The organism is Streptomyces sp. NPDC055013, assembly GCF_053608645.1.
This window is the reverse complement of sequence record NZ_JBSGVW010000002.1, coordinates 358762-377223: the sequence shown is the minus strand read 5'-3', so window position 1 is coordinate 377223 and position 18462 is coordinate 358762. Positions and strand designations below refer to the sequence as shown.

At 71.0% G+C, this 18462-nt stretch carries 18 protein-coding genes; 7 read left to right on the top strand and 11 right to left on the bottom strand.

Annotated elements, in window-relative coordinates; genetic code table 11:
* Nucleotides 1-17: 17 nt before the first annotated feature.
* The 6 genes from ACWGDB_RS04415 to ACWGDB_RS04390 all read right to left on the bottom strand — a co-directional run bounded on the left by ACWGDB_RS04415 (nucleotide 18) and on the right by ACWGDB_RS04390 (nucleotide 5800).
* On the bottom strand, nucleotides 18-1223 hold the full coding sequence (locus tag ACWGDB_RS04415) for an acyl-CoA dehydrogenase family protein (RefSeq protein WP_453821030.1): 1206 nt from the start codon (nucleotides 1221-1223) through the stop codon (nucleotides 18-20).
* A gap of 150 nt (nucleotides 1224-1373) precedes the next feature.
* On the bottom strand, nucleotides 1374-2525 hold the full coding sequence (locus ACWGDB_RS04410) for an LLM class flavin-dependent oxidoreductase (protein ID WP_453821029.1): 1152 nt from the start codon (nucleotides 2523-2525) through the stop codon (nucleotides 1374-1376).
* A 40-nt stretch (nucleotides 2526-2565) separates the two neighbouring features.
* Entirely contained in the window at nucleotides 2566-3762 is a 1197-nt protein-coding gene (locus ACWGDB_RS04405; protein WP_453821028.1) for an SfnB family sulfur acquisition oxidoreductase, read from the bottom strand.
* Nucleotides 3759-4316, bottom strand: coding sequence for an NADPH-dependent FMN reductase (gene ssuE, locus ACWGDB_RS04400; RefSeq protein ID WP_383600088.1), 558 nt, complete (start codon nucleotides 4314-4316; stop codon nucleotides 3759-3761). Before ssuE ends, ACWGDB_RS04405 begins: the two co-directional genes overlap by 4 nt.
* Before the next feature lie 63 nt (nucleotides 4317-4379).
* Nucleotides 4380-5507 (bottom strand): dimethylsulfone monooxygenase SfnG, encoded by a 1128-nt coding sequence (sfnG, locus tag ACWGDB_RS04395; RefSeq protein ID WP_453821027.1) that lies wholly within the window; start codon nucleotides 5505-5507, stop codon nucleotides 4380-4382.
* Nucleotides 5508-5719: 212 nt separating this feature from the next.
* Nucleotides 5720-5800, bottom strand: coding sequence for a putative leader peptide (locus ACWGDB_RS04390; RefSeq protein WP_351078001.1), 81 nt, complete (start codon nucleotides 5798-5800; stop codon nucleotides 5720-5722).
* Between the two features lie 137 nt (nucleotides 5801-5937).
* Between ACWGDB_RS04390 and ACWGDB_RS04385 the strand changes: the two genes are divergently transcribed.
* Complete coding sequence (locus ACWGDB_RS04385) at nucleotides 5938-6846, top strand: LysR family transcriptional regulator (protein WP_453821026.1); 909 nt, start codon at nucleotides 5938-5940, stop codon at nucleotides 6844-6846.
* Between the two features lie 22 nt (nucleotides 6847-6868).
* Here ACWGDB_RS04385 and ACWGDB_RS04380 read toward each other — a convergent pair whose 3' ends face one another.
* From ACWGDB_RS04380 to ACWGDB_RS04360, 5 genes are all read right to left on the bottom strand, one after another.
* Nucleotides 6869-8158: a sulfite oxidase gene (locus ACWGDB_RS04380; RefSeq protein WP_453821025.1), complete on the bottom strand. Its 1290-nt coding sequence runs from the start codon at nucleotides 8156-8158 to the stop codon at nucleotides 6869-6871.
* Between the two features lie 198 nt (nucleotides 8159-8356).
* Nucleotides 8357-9121: an amino acid ABC transporter ATP-binding protein gene (locus tag ACWGDB_RS04375; protein ID WP_453821024.1), complete on the bottom strand. Its 765-nt coding sequence runs from the start codon at nucleotides 9119-9121 to the stop codon at nucleotides 8357-8359.
* On the bottom strand, nucleotides 9118-10074 hold the full coding sequence (locus ACWGDB_RS04370) for an ABC transporter substrate-binding protein (RefSeq protein WP_453821023.1): 957 nt from the start codon (nucleotides 10072-10074) through the stop codon (nucleotides 9118-9120). The genes ACWGDB_RS04375 and ACWGDB_RS04370 overlap by 4 nt, the downstream gene beginning before the upstream one ends.
* Entirely contained in the window at nucleotides 10071-10586 is a 516-nt protein-coding gene (locus ACWGDB_RS04365) for a GNAT family N-acetyltransferase (RefSeq protein WP_453821022.1), read from the bottom strand. The genes ACWGDB_RS04370 and ACWGDB_RS04365 overlap by 4 nt, the downstream gene beginning before the upstream one ends.
* Nucleotides 10583-11719 carry an LLM class flavin-dependent oxidoreductase gene (locus ACWGDB_RS04360; protein ID WP_453821021.1) on the bottom strand — a complete coding sequence of 379 codons (1137 nt, stop codon included), beginning with the start codon at nucleotides 11717-11719 and terminating at the stop codon, nucleotides 10583-10585. The genes ACWGDB_RS04365 and ACWGDB_RS04360 overlap by 4 nt, the downstream gene beginning before the upstream one ends.
* A gap of 545 nt (nucleotides 11720-12264) precedes the next feature.
* Between ACWGDB_RS04360 and ACWGDB_RS04355 the strand changes: the two genes are divergently transcribed.
* The 6 genes from ACWGDB_RS04355 to ACWGDB_RS04330 all read left to right on the top strand — a co-directional run bounded on the left by ACWGDB_RS04355 (nucleotide 12265) and on the right by ACWGDB_RS04330 (nucleotide 18371).
* Nucleotides 12265-13263, top strand: a complete 999-nt coding sequence (locus ACWGDB_RS04355; protein WP_453821020.1) for an amino acid ABC transporter permease — start codon at nucleotides 12265-12267, stop codon at nucleotides 13261-13263.
* Entirely contained in the window at nucleotides 13260-15221 is a 1962-nt protein-coding gene (locus ACWGDB_RS04350; protein ID WP_453821019.1) for an FAD/NAD(P)-binding protein, read from the top strand. The genes ACWGDB_RS04355 and ACWGDB_RS04350 overlap by 4 nt, the downstream gene beginning before the upstream one ends.
* An 85-nt stretch (nucleotides 15222-15306) precedes the next feature.
* On the top strand, nucleotides 15307-15408 hold the full coding sequence (locus ACWGDB_RS04345) for a putative leader peptide (RefSeq protein ID WP_369274863.1): 102 nt from the start codon (nucleotides 15307-15309) through the stop codon (nucleotides 15406-15408).
* A gap of 97 nt (nucleotides 15409-15505) precedes the next feature.
* Nucleotides 15506-16612 carry an ABC transporter substrate-binding protein gene (locus tag ACWGDB_RS04340; RefSeq protein WP_453821018.1) on the top strand — a complete coding sequence of 369 codons (1107 nt, stop codon included), beginning with the start codon at nucleotides 15506-15508 and terminating at the stop codon, nucleotides 16610-16612.
* Between the two features lie 36 nt (nucleotides 16613-16648).
* Complete coding sequence (locus ACWGDB_RS04335) at nucleotides 16649-17446, top strand: ABC transporter ATP-binding protein (RefSeq protein ID WP_453821017.1); 798 nt, start codon at nucleotides 16649-16651, stop codon at nucleotides 17444-17446.
* The gene (locus tag ACWGDB_RS04330; protein WP_453821016.1) at nucleotides 17433-18371 is read left to right on the top strand and encodes an ABC transporter permease; all 939 of its coding nucleotides are present in this window, start codon (nucleotides 17433-17435) and stop codon (nucleotides 18369-18371) included. The genes ACWGDB_RS04335 and ACWGDB_RS04330 overlap by 14 nt, the downstream gene beginning before the upstream one ends.
* Nucleotides 18372-18462: the final 91 nt, after the last annotated feature.

The window sequence follows — 18462 nt, the reverse complement described above, 5'->3', positions numbered from 1 at the left end:
CCGGCCGGCCCGTCGGGTCAGGCGGGAAGGCTGAACGGCGGATGCGCGCCGTTGAGGAAGTAGTCCCCGACCTCGCGCAGTCTGTGCGCGATCGGCTCACGCAGGGTGTGCGTGCGGGTGTCGCGCCAGAAGCGGTCCAGGCCGTGCCGGGCGAAGGCGGCCGGCGCGCCGACGGCGTCCAGGGCACGGGTGGTGATCTCCTGCGCGGCCCTGGAGGCGGCGGCCTCGGCCGCGCTGGCGAGCACGGCGATCTCCGCGCACTCCTCGTCGTCGAGGTCCTCGCCCCGCCCCAGGCCGCGGTTCAGGGCGTCCACCGCCTGGGCGGCGAGGGCCGAGGCGGCACGTGCGCCAACGGCGAGTTCGCCGAACGCGGTCAGCACGTACGGGTCCTGCGGCGGGTGGCCCGGCCAGGGTTGCGGGGAGAACGGCTGCCAGGGGGACCGCACCGCCCGTCCGTGCTCGCGGACTTCGCCGAGCAGCCCCTCGGCGATGCCGAGGAAGAAGTGGGCGGAGACCAGCCGTGCGGTCGGCGCGGCGAGGCCCGCGAAGGGGGACAGGGCACCCTCGTCGGAGGAGAGGGAACCGAGTACGTCGTCGGCGGCCACCGGCACGGCGTCGAACCCGACATCGCCGGCCGCTGCCAGCCGCTGCCCGAAGGTGTCCCCGCCGCTGCCGATGACGAGGCCCGGGTGGGCCGGGTCGACCAGGACGGCCAGGGGCTCGCCGATGCCGGGCACGGCGGCGCGGACGACCAGCCGGTCGGCGACGCCGACTCCGGAGCCGTACCGCTGATGGCCGTCCAGCAGATAGCCGTTGGCCGTGGGGGTCAGCATGAGCGGCGGTTCCTGCGAGGCGATACCGCCTCCCCAGTGCCACTCCCCCGCCGTGAACGCCCGCTCGATCCGCGCGGCACGCTCGGGGCCGGCGAAGAACCGGGCGCAGAAGGACAGGAAGTAGTGGCTGCCCAGCAGGTGGCCGATGGCGCCGTCGGCCGCGGCGATGGTCCGCACGACGGTGTAGGCGGTGCGCCAGTCCGCGCCGCCTCCGCCGCGTTCGGCCGGTACGAGCACGGTGAGCAGGCCCGATTCACGCAGCCTGGCGACCTCGTCGAGGGGTGGCTTGCCGGCCTGCTCGCGCTCGACCGCGTCCGTGGCGAGGTCGTCCGCCAGCTCGCGGGCCGTGTGCAGCCAGTCGGCACACCTCGTTCCTGTTTCGGTTGTCATGGCGGACTTCCTTCATGGCCGAAGAGAACGCGGTGTCTGGCTGCCCGGCCGACCGGGTCAGCGTCATCCTCACTCGCTTCACCGACCAGGGTCAACACTTCCCTAGTAATTCGATAGGAAATATAGGGAATATGTGTCCCGGGTGGCCGATTACCGCTCGGCGAAGGGGATCTGGGCCTCGGGACGAGCCGCCGTCGCACTGCGGAACGGATGGGTCCACAGCCCCTGCGCCTCCAGCCGGGGCAGCACGCCCTCACCGAACCAGTACGCCTCCTCCAGGTGCGGATAGCCGGAGAGCACGAACTCGTCGATGCCGAGGCGGTGGTACTCGGCGATCCGCTCGGCCACCTCGTCGTGACTGCCGACCAGCGCGGTACCCGCCCCGCCACGCACCAGCCCGATCCCGGCCCACAGGTTCGGGTGGATCTCCAGTTCCTCGGTGCTGCCACCGTGCAGGGCGAGCATGCGCCGCTGGCCCTCGGACTCGCTGCGGGCGAGCCCGGCCTGTACGGCCCGCACGGTCTCCGCGTCGAAGCCGGCCAGCAGCCGCCGGGCCTCGGCCCACGCCTGCTCGGCGGTGTCCCGGGTGATGACGTGCAGGCGGATGCCGAAACGGACGCTGCGGCCCTCCTTCTCGGCCAGCGCCCGGATGCGGGCGATCTTCTCGGCGACGGCGGTCGGCGGCTCTCCCCAGGTGAGGTAGACGTCGACGTGCCGGGCGGCGATCTCCCCGGCGATCGGTGAGGAGCCGCCGAAGTACACCTCCGGGACCGGGTCGGGCACCCGGGCCAGCCTGGCGTCCTCGACCTGCAGGTGCTCACCGACCAGGTCGACGGTCTTGCCCTCCCACAACCCCCGTACGATCTGCAGGAATTCACCGGTACGGCGATAGCGGTCGTCCTTGTCGAGGAAGTCGCCGTAGGCGCGCTGCTCGTGGTCCTCCCCGCCCGTGACGACGTTCAGCAGGAGCCGTCCGCCGGACTGCCGCTGGAAGGTGGCCGCCATCTGCGCGGCGAGGGTCGGCGAGACGAACCCGGGCCGGAAGGCGACCAGGAACTTCAGGCGCTCGGTGTGCTGGCTGACCATGGCGGTGGTGAGCCAGGCGTCCTCGCACCAGGCGCCGGTGGGGGTGAGCGCGCCGACGAAGCCCAGGTCCTCCGCGGCGCGGGCGATCTGGCTGAGGTAGGCGACCGTGGGCGGCCGGTCGCGGCCGGACGCCGTCGCCGGGGTGCCGTGGCCGCCGCCGACGACATGGCGGCTGTCGCCGTTCGTGGGCAGGAACCAGTGGAAGGTCAGGGACACGCGGGACTCCGATCGGGAAGGTGACTGAGGGGAACGGCCGTCACAGCAGGCCGTGTCGGGGCGGCCTGGTGCCGTTCAGCACATAGCGGCCGATGTGCTGGACCTTCCAGCGGGCCGGGTCGTGCAGGGTGTGGGTGCGGGCGTCGCGCCAGTGGCGGTGCAGGCCCAGGGAATCGAGCGCGGAGCGGGTGCCGGCCACTTCGAAGAGGGCGCTGCCGGCCTCCACGGCCGCCTCCGCAGCCGTCACCTTGGCGGCGGCCACGGCGATCGAGGTCTCGGCGGCCGAGTCGTCGGTCAGGTCGGCGCGGGCGGCGTCCACGGACCGCGCCGCGGTGGCGAGCAGCGCTTCGGCGGCCCGCACCCGGATCGCCAGTTCGCCGAAACGCTGGATCAGCAGCGGATCCTCGGCGGCGGTGGCGTGGCCCTCGTCGACGCTCTCGAACCAGGGGCGGCTCTTGGTGCGGACGAACTCCACGGCCTCGGCGAGCGCTCCGGAGGCGATTCCCGCGTCGATGGCCGCGTGCAGCAACTGGGCTTCTGCGCCGTGGAGTTGGGGCCCTTGGAAGGTGAGGTGGTGCGGCACCACCCGGTCGGCGGGCACGGGCACCGACTCCAGCCGGACGGTTCCGCTGGCCGTGGTGCGCTGGCCCATGCCGTCCCAGTCGTCCACGACCGTGAGGCCGGGTGCGTCCCGCGGCACGTACGCCACATGCAGGTTGTCGTCGTCGGCGCGGGCGAGGACGGGGATCCAGTCGGCGAACAGGGCGCCGGTCGAGTAGTGCTTGACGCCGTCGAGGACGTACGAGCCGTCCGGGCGTCGCCTGAGCCGGGTACGGATGTCCCGGACATGGCTCGTGCCCGCCTCGGACTGGGCGTTGCCGAACCGCTTGCCCGCCAGCACTTCGCCGAAGAGGAACTCCTGCTGCTCCCGTGTCCCTTGCCGGCGCAGCACACCCACGTACACGAAGTGACTCTGCGGGATCTGCGCGAGGCTGGCGTCGGCCGAGGCCAGCAGCCGGAAGACCTCGGCGAGGGTCTCCGTACGGACGTCCGCGCCGCCGAACTCCGCGGGCACCGTCACACCCAGCAGCCCGGAGGCGGACAGCCGCTCCAGTTCCCCGCGCGGAAGGCGGCGCCGCGCGTCCCGCTCGGCGGCGTCCTTGCGGAAGTCCGCGGCAAGTTCGGCGGCGACACCGAGGGCGTCGGCGTCGCCGGCGAGCACGGTCGCGGCGGTCATCCGGTGGCCGCCAGCACCGTCGGGCGGCCACCGAGGGCGAGCGAGAACTGGTCGGTGACCTGGGCCAGGGCCTCGGCGGCGCCGGGCGCGACGGTCAGGGTGCCGTCGTCGGCCACGGTGATCTCCTTGTCGAGCGTGAACCAGCCCGGCGTGATGTGGGCGGGACCCATGGAGTTCAGGACCGGACGCAGGGCGTAGTCGATGGCCAGGACGTGGGCGGTGGTGCCGCCGGTGGCCAGCGGCAGGACCGTCTTGCCCGCCAGTGCGTACTGCGGGAGCAGATCGAGCAGCGCCTTCAGCAGACCGGAGTAGGCGGCCTTGTAGACGGGGGTGCCGATCACGATGCCGTCCGCCCGCTCGACCAGGGCCGTGGCCTCGACGATCGCCGGGTGCCGGAACTGGGCGTGCAGCAGGGCCTCGGGCGGGAGTGTGCGGACGTCGAGGGGGATCACGTCGTGCCCCTGGGCGATCAGCCGGTCGTCCAGGTGGCGCAGCAGCCGGGCGGTGCGGGAGGTCGCGGAGGGACTGCCGGAGACGGAGAGGATGGTGGCCATGGGAGGACCTTTCGGGAGGAGTACCGGGTGGGCTCCGGCGGTGCGCCGGTGGGGACGCGCGGGTCAGGCGTGGGCGCCGACGGGCGCCGACTCGGCTTCCTGGGCCTCCAGTTCGCGTACGAGCGGCAGCACCCGCTTGCCGAAGTACTCGACCTCCTCCAGGTAGTGCAGGAAGCCGAGGAGGAAGAGGTCGACGCCGAGCCGCTTGTAGGCGACGATCCGCTCGGCGATCTGCTCGGGCGTGCCGATCAGCCCCGTCCGGAAGCCGTCGTTGTACTGGACGAGGTCCTCGAAGCTGGAGTCCTGCCACATGCCCTTGCCGTCGCCGGTGGACGGACCGGCCTGCTGGACGGCGTCGCGGAAGCCGTGGACGGCCTCGGTGTTGGCCTTGGCGACGATCTCGCGGAGCGTCTCGCGGGCCTCGGCCTCGGTGTCGCGGGCGATGAGGAAGCCGTTGAGCCCGAACTTCGGTGCGCTGCGGCCCGCCCGGGCGGCGGAGGCGCGGACGTCGTTGATCTGCTCGGTGACGCCGTCGAAGTCCTTGCCGTTGCTGAAGTACCAGTCGGAGACGCGGCCTGCCATGGCGCGGGCGGCGGTGGAGTTGCCGCCCTGGAAGATCTCCGGGTGCGGTCGCTCGAGGGTGTTGAGCGGCTTGGGCTTGAGGGAGAAGTCGCGTACCCGGTAGAAGTCCCCGGCGAGTTCGGCGTGGTCCTCGGTCCAGATCTTGCGCAGCGCGCTGATGAACTCCTCGGCGCGCCGGTAGCGCTCGTCGTGCTCCAGCCAGGGTTCGCCGAGGGCGGTGAACTCGCCCTTGAACCAGCCGCTGACGACGTTGACGGCGAACCGGCCGTTCGACAGGTGGTCGGCGGTGGCGCCGAGTTTGGCGAGGACGCCGGGGTGCCACAGGCCGGGGTGTACGGCTGCGATGACCTTCAGGCGCTGGGTGGCGAGGAGCAGGGCGAGGCTGAAGCTGGTCGACTCGTGCTGGAACTCGGCGCCGTAGCTGGCCATGTAGCGGACCTGGCTGAGGGCGTAGTCGAAGCCGTTGTTCTCGGCGAGGACGGCGAGTTCGCGGTTGTAGTCGTAGCCCCAGTCGGTGCGCTGCTCGATGGTGCTGGTGACCAGGCCGCCGCTGACGTTCGGCACCCAGTAGGCGAAGCGGAGGGGGTCGGATCCGGGCGGTACGGGCATGGGGAACTCCTGGCATGACTGCGCACGCGAAAAGGGCGCGTGCGTGGCAGGGAAACGTGTTCGGTGATCGGGATTCAGTGATCGGGATCAGTGATCGCGATTCAGGCGTGCGGAATCGCCGTCCCGGGGAAAGCCGAAATCGGCACGGAAAGCGGCCGGCGGTGAATTACGCGAGAAGAGCGGCGCGAGTGCGAGGGTTTCCCTCGGTGCGCTCAGACCCGACAGCGACAGCAGGAACTGGAGACACGCGCGAGGTCGACGTGGCGTCGCCGCGTGAGGTCCTGTCGCTTCATGCCATCGATCAAAGCAGCGGGGACTCCGGGAGGTCAAGAATGCCCGGTTGGGATTCCACATGCTGAGAGTCGGTATTCACGAGGTTGTGACAGGGTTTCCCTTGAACGCGACGCGCGGCTCGGGTCACGCTCCTGGCGTGCGTATCGAACAGCTCGAATACATCGCCGCCGTCACGCGATTGGGTTCGCTGCGGCGCGCCGCCGAAGAACTCCATCTGTCCCAGCCGGCGCTCAGCGAGACCGTGCGCAATCTGGAGCGTGAGCTCGGCGTGGACCTGCTGGAGCGCAAGCGGTCCGGTGCGAAGGTCAGCGACGAGGGACGGGAGCTGCTGCCGCACATCATGAGCGTGCTGGACGCGGTCGACCGGCTGCGCGGCGCGGCCGGCGACCAGCACCGCATCAGCCGTATGGTCCGGCTCGGCACCGTCAACACGGCCACCGTCCCACTGGTCATCCCGACGGTCCGGGAGTTCCGGGCCTCGCACCCGGACACCCAGGTCGAACTGGTCGGCGCGCAGCAGTCCGAGATCCAGCGCGGACTGATGGAGGGTGGGTTCGATCTGGGGCTGGTGAACTACCTCGGCGGCGACGACATGCCGCCCGGCTTCGAGACCACGGAGCTGCTGCGCGGCCGGCCGGTGGTGTGCGTTCGTCCGGACAGTGCGCTGGCCGCACTGGAGGCGGTGGACGCGGACAGCCTGCTCGCCGAACCGCTGGTGGTGATGCGGTCCGGCTATGTCATGCACCGCTTCGTCCACCGGCTGCTCGGCGGTCGTACGCCGTCCTTCTCGTACTCCACCGACGGCGCCGAGATGGGAAAGCTGATGGTCGCCGAGGGGCTGGGGGCGACCGTGCTGCCCGACTTCAGTGTCCTCGGGGACCCGCTGGAACGGCGGGGCGCGATCACCGTACGGCCGCTCGCCGGTGACGCGACCGACGTGCTGCTGGTCCTGCAGAGCCGCCCGTCCGGCCCGGTTCCCCGGGCCGTCCGCGATCTGCGCGAGCTGTTCGTGCGCAACGCGCGGGCGCACAGCGCCCCTTCGTAGTCCGTACTCGATCAGAACCCGATCAGATCACGGTCACCGGATGCCGGACCACCGCGTCGAACAGATAGCCCTGGGTGTTGGGCACGGCGACGTCCGGCTGACGACGGCCGGCCGTGTCGGTGGCACGGGCCAGGAGGTGGGTGGCACCGGTCGTGTCGGGCTTCCAGGTGACGGACCAGCGCGTCCAGGTGTCGGCTCGGGGCCGGTCATGCAGCCGGGCCCTGCGCCAGCTCGCGCCGCCGTCGGTGCTGACGTCGACCCGCGCGACGGCGCCCGCGCCCGACCAGGAGCGACCGTGCAGCACCTGCCCCCGCCCCACCCGGAAGGTCGCGCCGCTCGCCAGCTCGAAGGCGCTCTTGATGGTCTGCCGGGTCAGCGGCGCGCTGCCCTCCACCGGGTGGGCGGGGCCGTACAGCCGGTAGAAGGTGGTGTTCCACGGCGAGAACAGCGGCTGCGCGGACACCTCGATGTCGCCGACCCACTTGATCGACGAAATCCCCACCCACGAGGGCACCAGCACCCGCACCGGATACCCGTGGTCGTACGGCAGCGGCTCGCCGTTCATCTCGTAGGCGAGCAGGACGTCGTCCAGCGCCTTGGCCAAGGGCAGCGGCCTACGCACCCGGCCGAGGCTCTCGCCACCGCTGACGTACTCGGCGTCCAGCCCGCGCGGCTGCAGGTCCACGGCATACGGGGACAGCCCGGCTTTGCGCAGTACGTCGGCGAGGCGCACCCCGCGCCAACGCGCCACGCCGACCGCGCCCAGGGTCCACGAGGTTCCGGCGACCGTTTCCCGCTGCTGGGTGGTGTAGTAGCTGCGGCCGTTTCCGGCGCACTCGACGAACGCGGTCCGGGTGACGGCGGGCAGGGCGCGCAGATCGTCGTACCCGAACTCGACCGGGCGGCCCTCGGAGGGCTTGCCGCGCAGCCCGTCGCCCCAGAGTCTCAGCCGCCAGTCGGCGGCATCCAGCACGGGGGTCGCCGTGTGGTTGCGTACGAAGAACAGCTCGTTGGGGGTGTGGTGGCCCGTTCCGCGCAGCGCCTCCCAGCGGGTCTCGGCGTTGGTGCCGCGCTGGATGAACCACTCGGCCGGCAGCGGTTTGACGATCGGGGTGTCGGCCGCGTGCGCGGGACGTGGAGCGGGCAACGCGGTCGCGGCCGCCGTGGCGGCGAGCAGGGTGAGCAGCCGGCGGCGGCTGACCCCGTCCGCCCGGGCATCCCCGGCGAGCCACTGGCGCAGCCTGCGGCGGTCGTAGGCGGTCTCGTCGACGCGGGACGCGGAACGGGGTGAGGGCGCAGGGGATGCGGGCATGACGGGTCCTCGTCGTCGATGGTCGGGCCGGATGGTGAGACCGGCTGTGCGGGGGCAGCGGCAAGGCAGGTCAGACTGCCAGGGTTAACGACACCGGTGCGTACGGGTGTTGGAGGTGTGGCCGGGAAGCGTGTGCCGGCCGGTGAGCCGACACACGGCGGCGGCCACGCGGACGAGGTCCACGGCACGGGCGCACTTTCAGAGAACTTTGGCGAGGAAAGTACGGGTGCGTTCCTGACGCGGGCGGTCCAGGACCTCGGCGGGCGGTCCCTGCTCCACCACGACTCCGCCGTCCATGAACACCACGGTGTCGGCGACCTCGCGGGCGAAGCCGATCTCGTGGGTCACGACGATCATGGTGGTGCCGCTGCCCGCCAGGTCCTTGATGACGTCGAGGACTTCGCCGACCAGCTCCGGGTCCAGCGCGGAGGTGGGCTCGTCGAAGAGGAGCACCTTCGGTTCGAGGGCGAGCGCGCGGGCGATGGCCACGCGCTGCTGCTGGCCGCCGGACAGCCGGCGTGGGTAGGTGTCGGCCTTGTCCGCGAGGCCGACCCGGTCCAGGAGCCGGCGGGCCGCCTCCTCCGCCTCCCTGCGCGGGCGGCGCAGGGCGCAGACCGGGGCTTCCACGAGGTTCTCCAGCACGGTCAGATGCGGGAAGAGGTTGAAGTTCTGGAAGACGAACCCGATGCCGGTCCGCTGCCTCAGGACGTCCTTCTCCTTCAGCTCGTGGAGCTTGTCGCCCGCGCGGCGGTAGCCGATGAGTTCACCGTCGATGCTGACCCAGCCGCGGTTGACCTTCTCCAGGTGGTTGATGGTGCGCAGCAGCGTGGACTTCCCGGAGCCGGACGGTCCGAGGATCACGGTGACCTCTCCGGCGCGGACCTGCAGGTCGACGCCGCGCAGCACCTCCAGTGGGCCGAAGCTCTTGTGGACGCCGTGGACTTCGACCATGACGTCGCTCATGTCTGCTCCGGCGGGTTGACCCGCGATGTCTCGATCGCGGAGGCAGAGGTACCCCACTTGGTGAGGATCCGGGCGTACGTTCCGTTCCTGATCAGCTCGTTGACGGCGGCCCGGAACGCCTTGGTGAGCGCGGAGCCCTTCTTGAAGGCGAAGCCGACGTCCAGGCGGTGGTACTCGCCGAGGAAAGTGGTCTGCGACGCCGGTTGTGCCGCCTGGTAGCGCAGGCCGTTGATGGTCGACATGATCACGTCGATACGGCCCTGTTGGAGCGCGGTGAGCGTGGCCGCGTTCTCCGAGTAGACCTTCACGTCGTACGGCTTCTTGCCCGCCTTCGCGCACACCCCCTTCTGCGCGGTGAGGGTCGCCTCGAAGGTCGTGCCGGCGCCGGTGCCGATGGTCAGCCCGCACAGCTGGGTGAGGTCGGTGATCTTCGACTTGAGGGCGGTGTTGCCCTTCTTCACCGCGAAACCCTGGCCGTCGTTGATGTAGGTGACGAAGTCGATGGTCTTCAAGCGATCGCTCGTGACGCCGAAATTACCGGTGCCGAAGTCGTACTTGCCGCTGCCGAGGGCGGGCAGGATCGCCTCGAAGGAGGCGTCCTGACGCTCCAGCCCGACCCCGAGCACCTTGGCGACCGCGTCCGCGAGGTCGATGTCCTGCCCGGCGGGCGCCTTGTCCGTGCCGTTCGGGTAGTAGGCGCCGGGCGGGAATCCGATCGAGCTGCCGACGCGCAGCTTGCCGGCCTTGCGGACGTCGGCGGGGAGCAGGGCGGCGGCGGAGTCCACCTTGCGGACGGTGGCCACCGGGTCGTCGGTCGGTGCGGGAGAGGCCTCGGCACCGACGGCCGCCGTACCGCCGGTGTCGCCGGAGCCGCAGGCCGTCAGCGCGAGCAGGGGCAGCAGGGCGAGGGCGGCGGTGCCGCGCAGGCGGGTTTTGAGGGTGCGGATGTTCACTGGTCGGGGGCCTTTCCCGTGCGTTCCCGCACTGCGAGGTGCTTCTCGAAGGGCAACGGGCCGATGGTCTCCGGGTCGGCCTCCGTGTCGAACAGGGGTGTGTAGCCGGTGGCCAGGTACAGGCCGCGCGCCTCGGGCTGGCGTGGACCGGTGGTCAGGTGGATCCGCCGGTATCCGTGCGTGCCCGCCGCCCGCTCCAGCTCGGCGATCACGCGGCGGGCGAGGCCGCGTCTGCGGTGGGCGGAGTGTGTCCAGATCCGTTTCAGTTCGGCGGTGGTCGCGTCGTACCGGCGGAAGGCGCCGCCCGCGACGGGCTCGCCGCCCTCCAGCAGCAGCAGGAGCAGGCCGCCGTGGGCTTCGGTGAACTCCTCGTCGGGGTAGCGGGAGATCTCGGCGTGCGCGTCCTTGCCGTAGCGCGTGGAGTACTCGTGGCCGAGTTCGCGCAGCAGCGGTCTGACGCGCGGGTCGGACACCGGGACCTGAACGACGGACAGCTCGGGTGCGGAGGTCATGCGTTCACCGCCACCGGCGTCCGCGCCTCGCGTGCCGCCCGCTCGGCGTCGCGCTTGGCGACCTCCTCGCGGACGATCGGGATCACGTAGCGGCCGAAGTCGATGGCGTCGCCCAGCAGGTCGTAGCCGCGGGCGGAGAGGATGTCGACGCCGAGGTCGTAGTAGTCGAGGAGTGCCTGGGCGACCGTCTCCGGGGTGCCGACCAGGGCGTTGGAGTTTCCCGCGCCGCCGGTCGCGGCGGCGGTCGGGGTCCACAGGGCGCGGTCGTAGCGCTCGCCCGCCTCGGCGATGGCGATCAGCCGTTGCGAGCCCGTGTTCTGTGGATGCGCATGTCCGTTGTGGCGTTTGGTGATCGCCTCGCCCCGCTCCCTGCGGGCCTTGATCGCACCTACCGTGCGGTGGGCCTTCTCCCAGGCCAGTTCCTCCGTCGGGGCGATGATCGGGCGGAAGGCGACCTGGATGCGCGGCACGTCGGTGCGGCCCGCGGCCTTCGCGGCGGACTTCACGTTCTCGATCTGCTCGGCGGTCCTCGCCAGGGGCTCGCCCCACAGGCAGTAGATGTCGGACTCGGCGCCTCCGGCGGCCAGCGCGGCGGGCGACGAACCGCCGAACGACACATGGGGGCGGGGCTGCTGGACAGGGAAGACGTCGCTGACGAAGTCGTGGAAGCGGTAGTGCTCGCCCTCGTGGTCGAACGGCTCGTGGGTGGTCCAGATCTTCTTGACGATCCGGATGTACTCACGGGTGCGGGCGTATCGCTCGTCCTTGGTGAGGGTGTCACCCTCGCGGCCCTGCTCGTGGTCGTTGCCACCGGTGATGAAGTGCACGGTCAGCCGGCCCTCGCTGATCCGGTCGAGGGTGGCGAACGTCTTGGCGGCGAAGGTCGGATACGAGACGTTGGGCCGGTGCGCCAGCAGGATCTGCAGGCGGTCCAGCCGGCTCGCGATGTATGCGGCGGCCGGTGCGGGGTCCGGCGATCCGGAGCCGTACGCGAACAGCACCCGGTCCCAGCCGTGGTCCTCGTGTGCCCGGGCGAGGCGGAGGGTGTAGTCCTTGTCGAAGGCGGCGCCGGAGCGCGGCGTGGTTTCGGAGCCGTCGTTGGTGGCGGCTATACCGAGGAACTCCACCGGCATGGGTATGACCTCTCGGAAATGCGCACGCGGACAGGCGTGACGGAACTGCTTGTGCGCAAAGGTGAACGGGCGACTGAATTCAATGCGAGCGTGACGACGCGAAGCGTCGAAAAACGGTGCTACGGCAGCAGCGCGCGAAAAAGGAGAACTCGGCCCGCGACGGGGTCACCGAGGGAGGGAAGGGCCGGTCGGAGGGCCCGCTGCCGAATCAGGCGCAACACGCCGCGGACCACACTCGACCGAAGTCGATGTGATCGCGCGAGACCAAGCGCAGCTGGGCAGTCATGCGACTAATTGAGCAGTACATCGTGCTCCCCGTCAAGCAGATCCCGGATGCCGGAACGCGCGGACAGGCGTCTCAAAGCTTGCTGTTGACACATCGATGGCGTGGGCACATACGATCGACGGCGGACCGGCTCCGCGTTGCGCGGCAGCCTCTCCGGCCGCGTTGAGGGACGCGGCGAGCGTGTCGACGCCGATCCCCGGCCGCACCGAGTGCCCCTGGGGTCACCCACGCCTGCGTTCCCTCCCCGGAGAGCCTCCCCATGGTCACGTCGCCCGATCTCACGTCCGGCCCCGCAACGAAGAGTCACCAGGTACTCGCCACCGACCTGCCGCGGATCGTCCCGCGCCGTCACGTCGGCCGGTGGCTGACCGCCGCCGTCGCGCTGTCGCTCTTCGCGATGGTGCTCAACTCCGTGGTCCGCAACGACGCCTTCCAATGGGACGTGGTGGGCGGGTACTTCACCACGGCCGCCGTGCTCGACGGGCTGCTGCTCTCGCTGTGGCTGACCGCCGTGGTGATGGTGCTCGGCTTTCTGTTCGGCACCGTGCTCGCGGTGATGCGGCTCTCCGCCAACCCGGTTCTGCGCACGCTGAGTTGGGGCTATGTGTGGGTCTTCCGGTCCACGCCCCTGCTGGTGCAGCTGCTGTTCTGGTTCAACATCGGGGCCCTGTATCCGACGCTCGGCCTCGGTATCCCGTTCGGCCCGGAGTTCCTCACGTTCAAGACGGTCAACCTGCTCGGTCCCACTCTCACCGCCGTCATCGGCCTCACCCTGCACGAGACCGCCTACGCCGCCGAGGTGGTGCGCGGCGGCATCCTCGCCGTGGACGCGGGGCAGACCGAGGCCGCCCTGGCACTCGGGCTGAGCAGACGCCGCACCCTGCGCCGGATCGTCGTGCCGCAGGCCATGCGTTCGATCGTGCCGACGGCCGGGAACATGCTGATCGGCACCCTCAAGGGCACCAGCATCGTCAGTGTGCTGGCCGTGCACGACCTGCTGTACTCGGTGCAGTTGATCTACAACCAGACGTACCAGATCATCCCGCTGCTGATGGTCGCGACCCTGTGGTACATCGCGGTCACCACGGTGCTGAGCGCGGGCCAGTTCTACGTCGAGCGGTACTACGCGCGCGGCAACTCGCGCACCCTGCCCCCCACTCCGCTCCAGCGGCTGCGCGGCCACCTGACCGCCGTGCGCCTTCGGCTGCGGGCGGCGACGGCAGCCGACGCCCGCCCGGCGATCGGCGGTGACCGGTGAGCGCCGGCCCTTCCGCGGCGGTCCTGGTCGTCGTGGGCGCGGGTCCGCGTGCCACGGGCCTGCTGGAGCGCATCGGCGCCAACACCCCCGAACTGTGGGACCGGGACGGGGAGTTGCGCATCCACCTGATCGACCCGCACCCGCCCGGCCCGGGTCGGATCTGGCGCGACGAGCAGTCCGCGCTGCTGCGGATGAACTCGATGGCGGAGGACGTCACGATGTTCACCGACGAGTCGTCCACCATCGACGGTCCGGTACGCCCCGGACCCTCCCTCGCCGAGTGGGCGGCCCAGTTCTCCGGCCGGGGCCCGCGCCACGCGCCCCACACCGAGCCCGCCGACCCGGAGGTGCTCACCGAACTGCGCTCGCTCGCCGGGACGGACTTCCCCACCCGCCGGGCCCAGAGCGCCTATCTGGACTGGGTGTTCCGCAGGGCGCTGGCCCAGCTGCCGCCCACCGTCACGGTCGAGTGGCACCGCACGACCGCGACCGCGGTCACCGGTCCCCCGGACGGCCCGCAGTACGTTCACCTGGCCGACCGCGCCACCCCCCTCACCGCCGACCTGGTGGTCCTGGCGCAGGGACACATCGGCTCCACCCCCGCCGCCGAGCACCGCGACCACGCCGCCTTCGCGCGCCGCCACGGCCGCTTCCATCTGCCACCGGAGTTCTCCGCCGACGCCGACCTGTCCGCGCTGCAACCCGGCGAGCATGTCGTCCTGCGCGGCTTCGGGCTGGCCTTCATCGACCTGATGGCGCTGCTCACCGAGGGCCGCGGCGGCACCTACCGCACCGAGGCCGACGGCAGCCTCACCTACCTGCCGTCCGGTCTGGAGCCCGTCCTGCACGTCGGATCGCGGCGGGGAGTGCCGTACCACTCCAAGACCCGCTACCGGCTCCAGGGCCCCCGGCCGCCGCTGCCCAGGCACTTCGGTCCCGAAGCGGTCGACGCGCTGCTCGCCGAGGGGCGCCCGCTGGATCTGCGGCGCGATGTGTGGCCGCTGATGGCCAAGGAGATCGGCTTCGGCCACTACCACGAGCTCTTCCACGCACACCCCGAACGCACCGCCCTCCCCTGGCCGGACTTCATCGCCGCCTACGACCGTCTGGACTGGTACGCCGACGCCATGGCCGACCTCGTAGCCGCGGCCGTACCCGACCCGGCTTACCGGCTGGACTTCGAGGCCCTGGACCACCCCCTGGACGGTCTCGCGTTCCCGACCCCGGACGCCTTTCAGGAGCACCTGCGGGACCGGATCGCCGAGGACGTCGCCCGCCGCGAGGACCCGGAGTTCAGTGCCGACCTCGGGGCCTTCCTCGCGCTGCTCTCCATCTACGGGCAGTTGCCCCGCCTGGTGGCCGGTGGACGGCTGACCGCTCGGTCCGTCGCCGAGCAGCTCGACGGCTGGTGGCACGGATTCTTCAGCTTCCTGGCCTCCGGGCCGCCCGGCTTCCGGCTGCGCCAGCTGCTCGCCCTGTCCCGGGCCGGGGTCGTCCGCTTCCTGGGCGCCGGCATCCGGATCGGCACCGACGAGACGACCGGCACCTTCACCGCGGCCGGCCCCACCCTCCCCGGCCGCACGCTCCACGCCACCGCCCTGATCGAGGCGTATCTGCCCCGCCACTCCCTGGACCGCACCGAGGACCCCCTCCTGCGTGACCTGCACCGGGCCGGCGCCCTCACCGAGGAGGTCATCGCCGACCCCACGCACGCCCACCGCTCCGGCCTGCTGGCCGTCTCCGCCGCGGACGGCCATGTCCTCGACCCGTCCCTCGGCGGCACTCACCCGCGCCGCATCGCCCTCGGCGCCCCCACCAACAGCCGGGCCGTCGCCGCGTTCGCCCGCCCCCGTACGAACGCCCCCGCCTTCCGCCAGAACGACGCGGTGGCCCGTGCGCTGCTGTGCGCCCTGAGCTCACAGTTCCCAAAGGGAGAGATGGCAACGTCCACTATGTGAAATCCCTCTTGGGGTGAGCGCCACCTTCTGCCACGATCCCCATCAACCAGGTAGGAAAACTAGGAATCGGTGGGGTGGGGTGGCCATGAGTTCGCGCGAGCACGCACGCCTCGTCCCGCCCCTTCTGACCTCGCGTCGCCACATCGACTTCGCGCGTACGTCCAGCGCCATCTGTCGGCTCGTCTGAAGCCGTTCGCGGAGCCTGCCCGCGCTCCGCACCAGCGCCACCGTTCTTCGACGTACTTCCGCACTCTCCTGTCACTCATCTCCGAGAGGACACCTTCGTGTCTGCCGCAAGACCGCTCACCACCCTGCGCACCCTCGCCGTCATCGCGGCGCTCCCCCTGCTGCTGACCGCCTGCGGCTACGGCGCCGATTCCACCGACGACGGCAAGCAGGCCGAGGTCGCGGCGGACGCCAAGAAGCTCTCCGTCGACGAAGTGAAGATCGGCTACTTCCCCAACCTCACGCACGCCACCGCTCTGGTGGGCGTCCAGGAGGGCCTGTTCCAGAAGGAGCTCGGCGGCACCACGATCAAGCCGTCGACGTTCAACGCCGGGCCGTCGGAGATCGAGGCGCTGAACTCCGGCTCCATCGACATCGGCTGGATCGGCCCGTCCCCCGCGATCAACGGCTACACCAAGGCGGCCGGGAAGAACCTGCGGATCATCTCGGGGTCGGCCTCGGGCGGGGTGAAGCTCGTCGTCAACCCGGAGAAGATCAAGTCCCTCAAGGACGTCAAGGGCAAGAAGATCGCCACGCCGCAGCTCGGCAACACGCAGGACGTGGCCCTGCTCAACTGGATCTCCGAGCAGGGCTGGAAGGTCGACGCGGAGAGCGGCAAGGGTGACGTCTCGGTCGTCCGCACCGACAACAAGATCACGCCGGACGCCTACAAGTCCGGCTCGATCGACGGTGCCTGGGTGCCGGAGCCGACCGCGTCCAAGCTGGTCGCCGAGGGCGGCAAGGTGCTGCTCGACGAGGCCGACCTGTGGCCGGACAAGAAGTTCGTGATCACGAACATCATCGTCCGGCAGGAGTTCCTCAAGGAGCACCCGGACGTCGTCGAGGCCGTGCTGCGCGGTTCGGTGAAGACCAACGAGTGGATCAACGCCAACCCGGACAAGGCCAAGGCCTCCGCGAACAAGGCCCTGGAGGAGCTCTCCGGCAAGGCCCTGCCCGCCGAGGTCATCGACCCGGCGTGGAAGTCGATCACCTTCCTCGACGACCCGCTGGCCGCGACCCTCGACAGCGAGGCGGAGCACGCGGTGAAGGCCGGCCTGCTGGAGGAGCCCGACCTGAAGGGCATCTACGACCTCGCGCCGCTCAACAAGGTCCTCAAGGCCGACGGCAAGGACGAGGTCGACGACGCCGGTCTCGGCGTCAAGTAACCACCGCATCCGCTCAGTTCCCAGGAGGTGACGACCATGGCCACCCCGACGGCCACGACCGCGAAGGTCGCCGAGGACGCCGCGGCGGTGACGTATGCCGCGCGTGTCGAGCATGTCTCGAAGTCCTTCGCCGGCCCCGCCGGGCGGCAACTCGTCCTCGACGACATCACGCTCGATGTCGCACCCGGCGAGTTCGTCACCCTCCTGGGAGCCTCCGGCTGCGGCAAGTCGACGCTGCTGAACCTGGTCGCGGGGCTGGACCTGCCGTCCGCCGGTTCGATCGGCACGGACGGCCGGCCCGCCCTGATGTTCCAGGAGCACGCGCTGTTCCCCTGGCTGACCGCCGGCAAGAACGTCGAGCTCGCGCTCAAGCTGCGCGGGGTCGCCAAGGCGGAGCGCCGCACCGAGGCGGAGCGGCTGCTGGAACTCGTCCGGCTGCAGGGGGCGTACGGCAAGCGGGTGCACGAGTTGTCGGGCGGCATGCGGCAGCGGGTCGCCCTGGCCCGGGCGCTGGCGCAGGACAGCCGGCTGCTGCTGATGGACGAGCCGTTCGCGGCGCTGGACGCGATCACGCGTGACGTGCTGCACGACGAACTGACCCGTATCTGGCGGGAGACGGGGCTGTCGGTGCTGTTCGTGACGCACAACGTCCGCGAGGCGGTGCGGCTGGCCCAGCGGGTGGTGCTGCTGTCCTCGCGGCCCGGCCGGATCGCGCGGGAGTGGACCGTCGACCTCGCCCATCCGCGCCGTATCGAGGACACCGCGGTCGCCGAGCTGTCCGTCGAGATCACCGAAGAACTGCGTGGGGAGATCCGCCGCCATGGCCGGCACTGACAACCGCGTCGACACCAAGGTCGACGTCACCAAGGACGGTTCCAGGACGGCCGGGGCGCCGCAGGATCCCAACGATCTGGCGGGACTCGAGGCCGGGCTCGACGCGCTGGACTCGGTGCAGGTGAGCCGTACGCCGTTGCGCGAGACCCTGGTCCGCAAGGTACTGCCGCCCGTCACCGCCGTCGCATTGGTGCTGGTCGTCTGGCAGTTGCTGGTGTGGGCCGAGGTCGCACCCGACTACAAGCTGGCCTCGCCGTCCGACGTGTGGGGCGAGGTGCGCGAGGCCTGGCTCCAGGGCACGCTGCTCGACTACATCTGGACGTCCGTCTCACGCGGCCTGCTCGGCTTCCTGCTGGCGCTCGCCATCGGCACGCCACTCGGCCTGCTGGTCGCCCGGGTGCGGTTCGTCCGGGCGGCCATCGGCCCCATCCTGTCCGGCCTCCAGTCGCTGCCGTCGGTGGCCTGGGTGCCGCCCGCCGTGCTGTGGCTCGGCCTCAACAACTCGATGATGTACGCCGTGATCCTGCTCGGTGCGGTCCCGTCCATCGCCAACGGCCTCGTCGCGGGCATCGACCAGATCCCCCCGCTGTTCCTGCGCGCCGGGCGGACCCTGGGCGCGACCGGGCTGCGCGAGGCCTGGCACATCGTGATGCCGGGTGCGCTCCCGGGCTATCTCGCCGGCCTGAAGCAGGGCTGGGCGTTCTCGTGGCGCTCCCTGATGGCCGCCGAGATCATCGCCTCCTCCCCCGATCTCGGCGTCGGCCTCGGCCAGTTGCTGGAGAACGGCCGCAACAACAGCAGCATGCCGCAGGTGTTCCTGGCCATCTTCCTGATCCTCCTCGTCGGTATCGCCATCGACCTGCTGATCTTCAGCCCGCTGGAGCGGCGGGTGCTGCGCAGCCGGGGTCTGCTGGTCACCCGCTGAGAGGCGGGTCCACGACCGACCCGGGCGTCGGACACCCAGCGGGTCCGCGGACGGTGGCGGACCCGCTGGGCAGAACCGTCGGCCCGGCGGG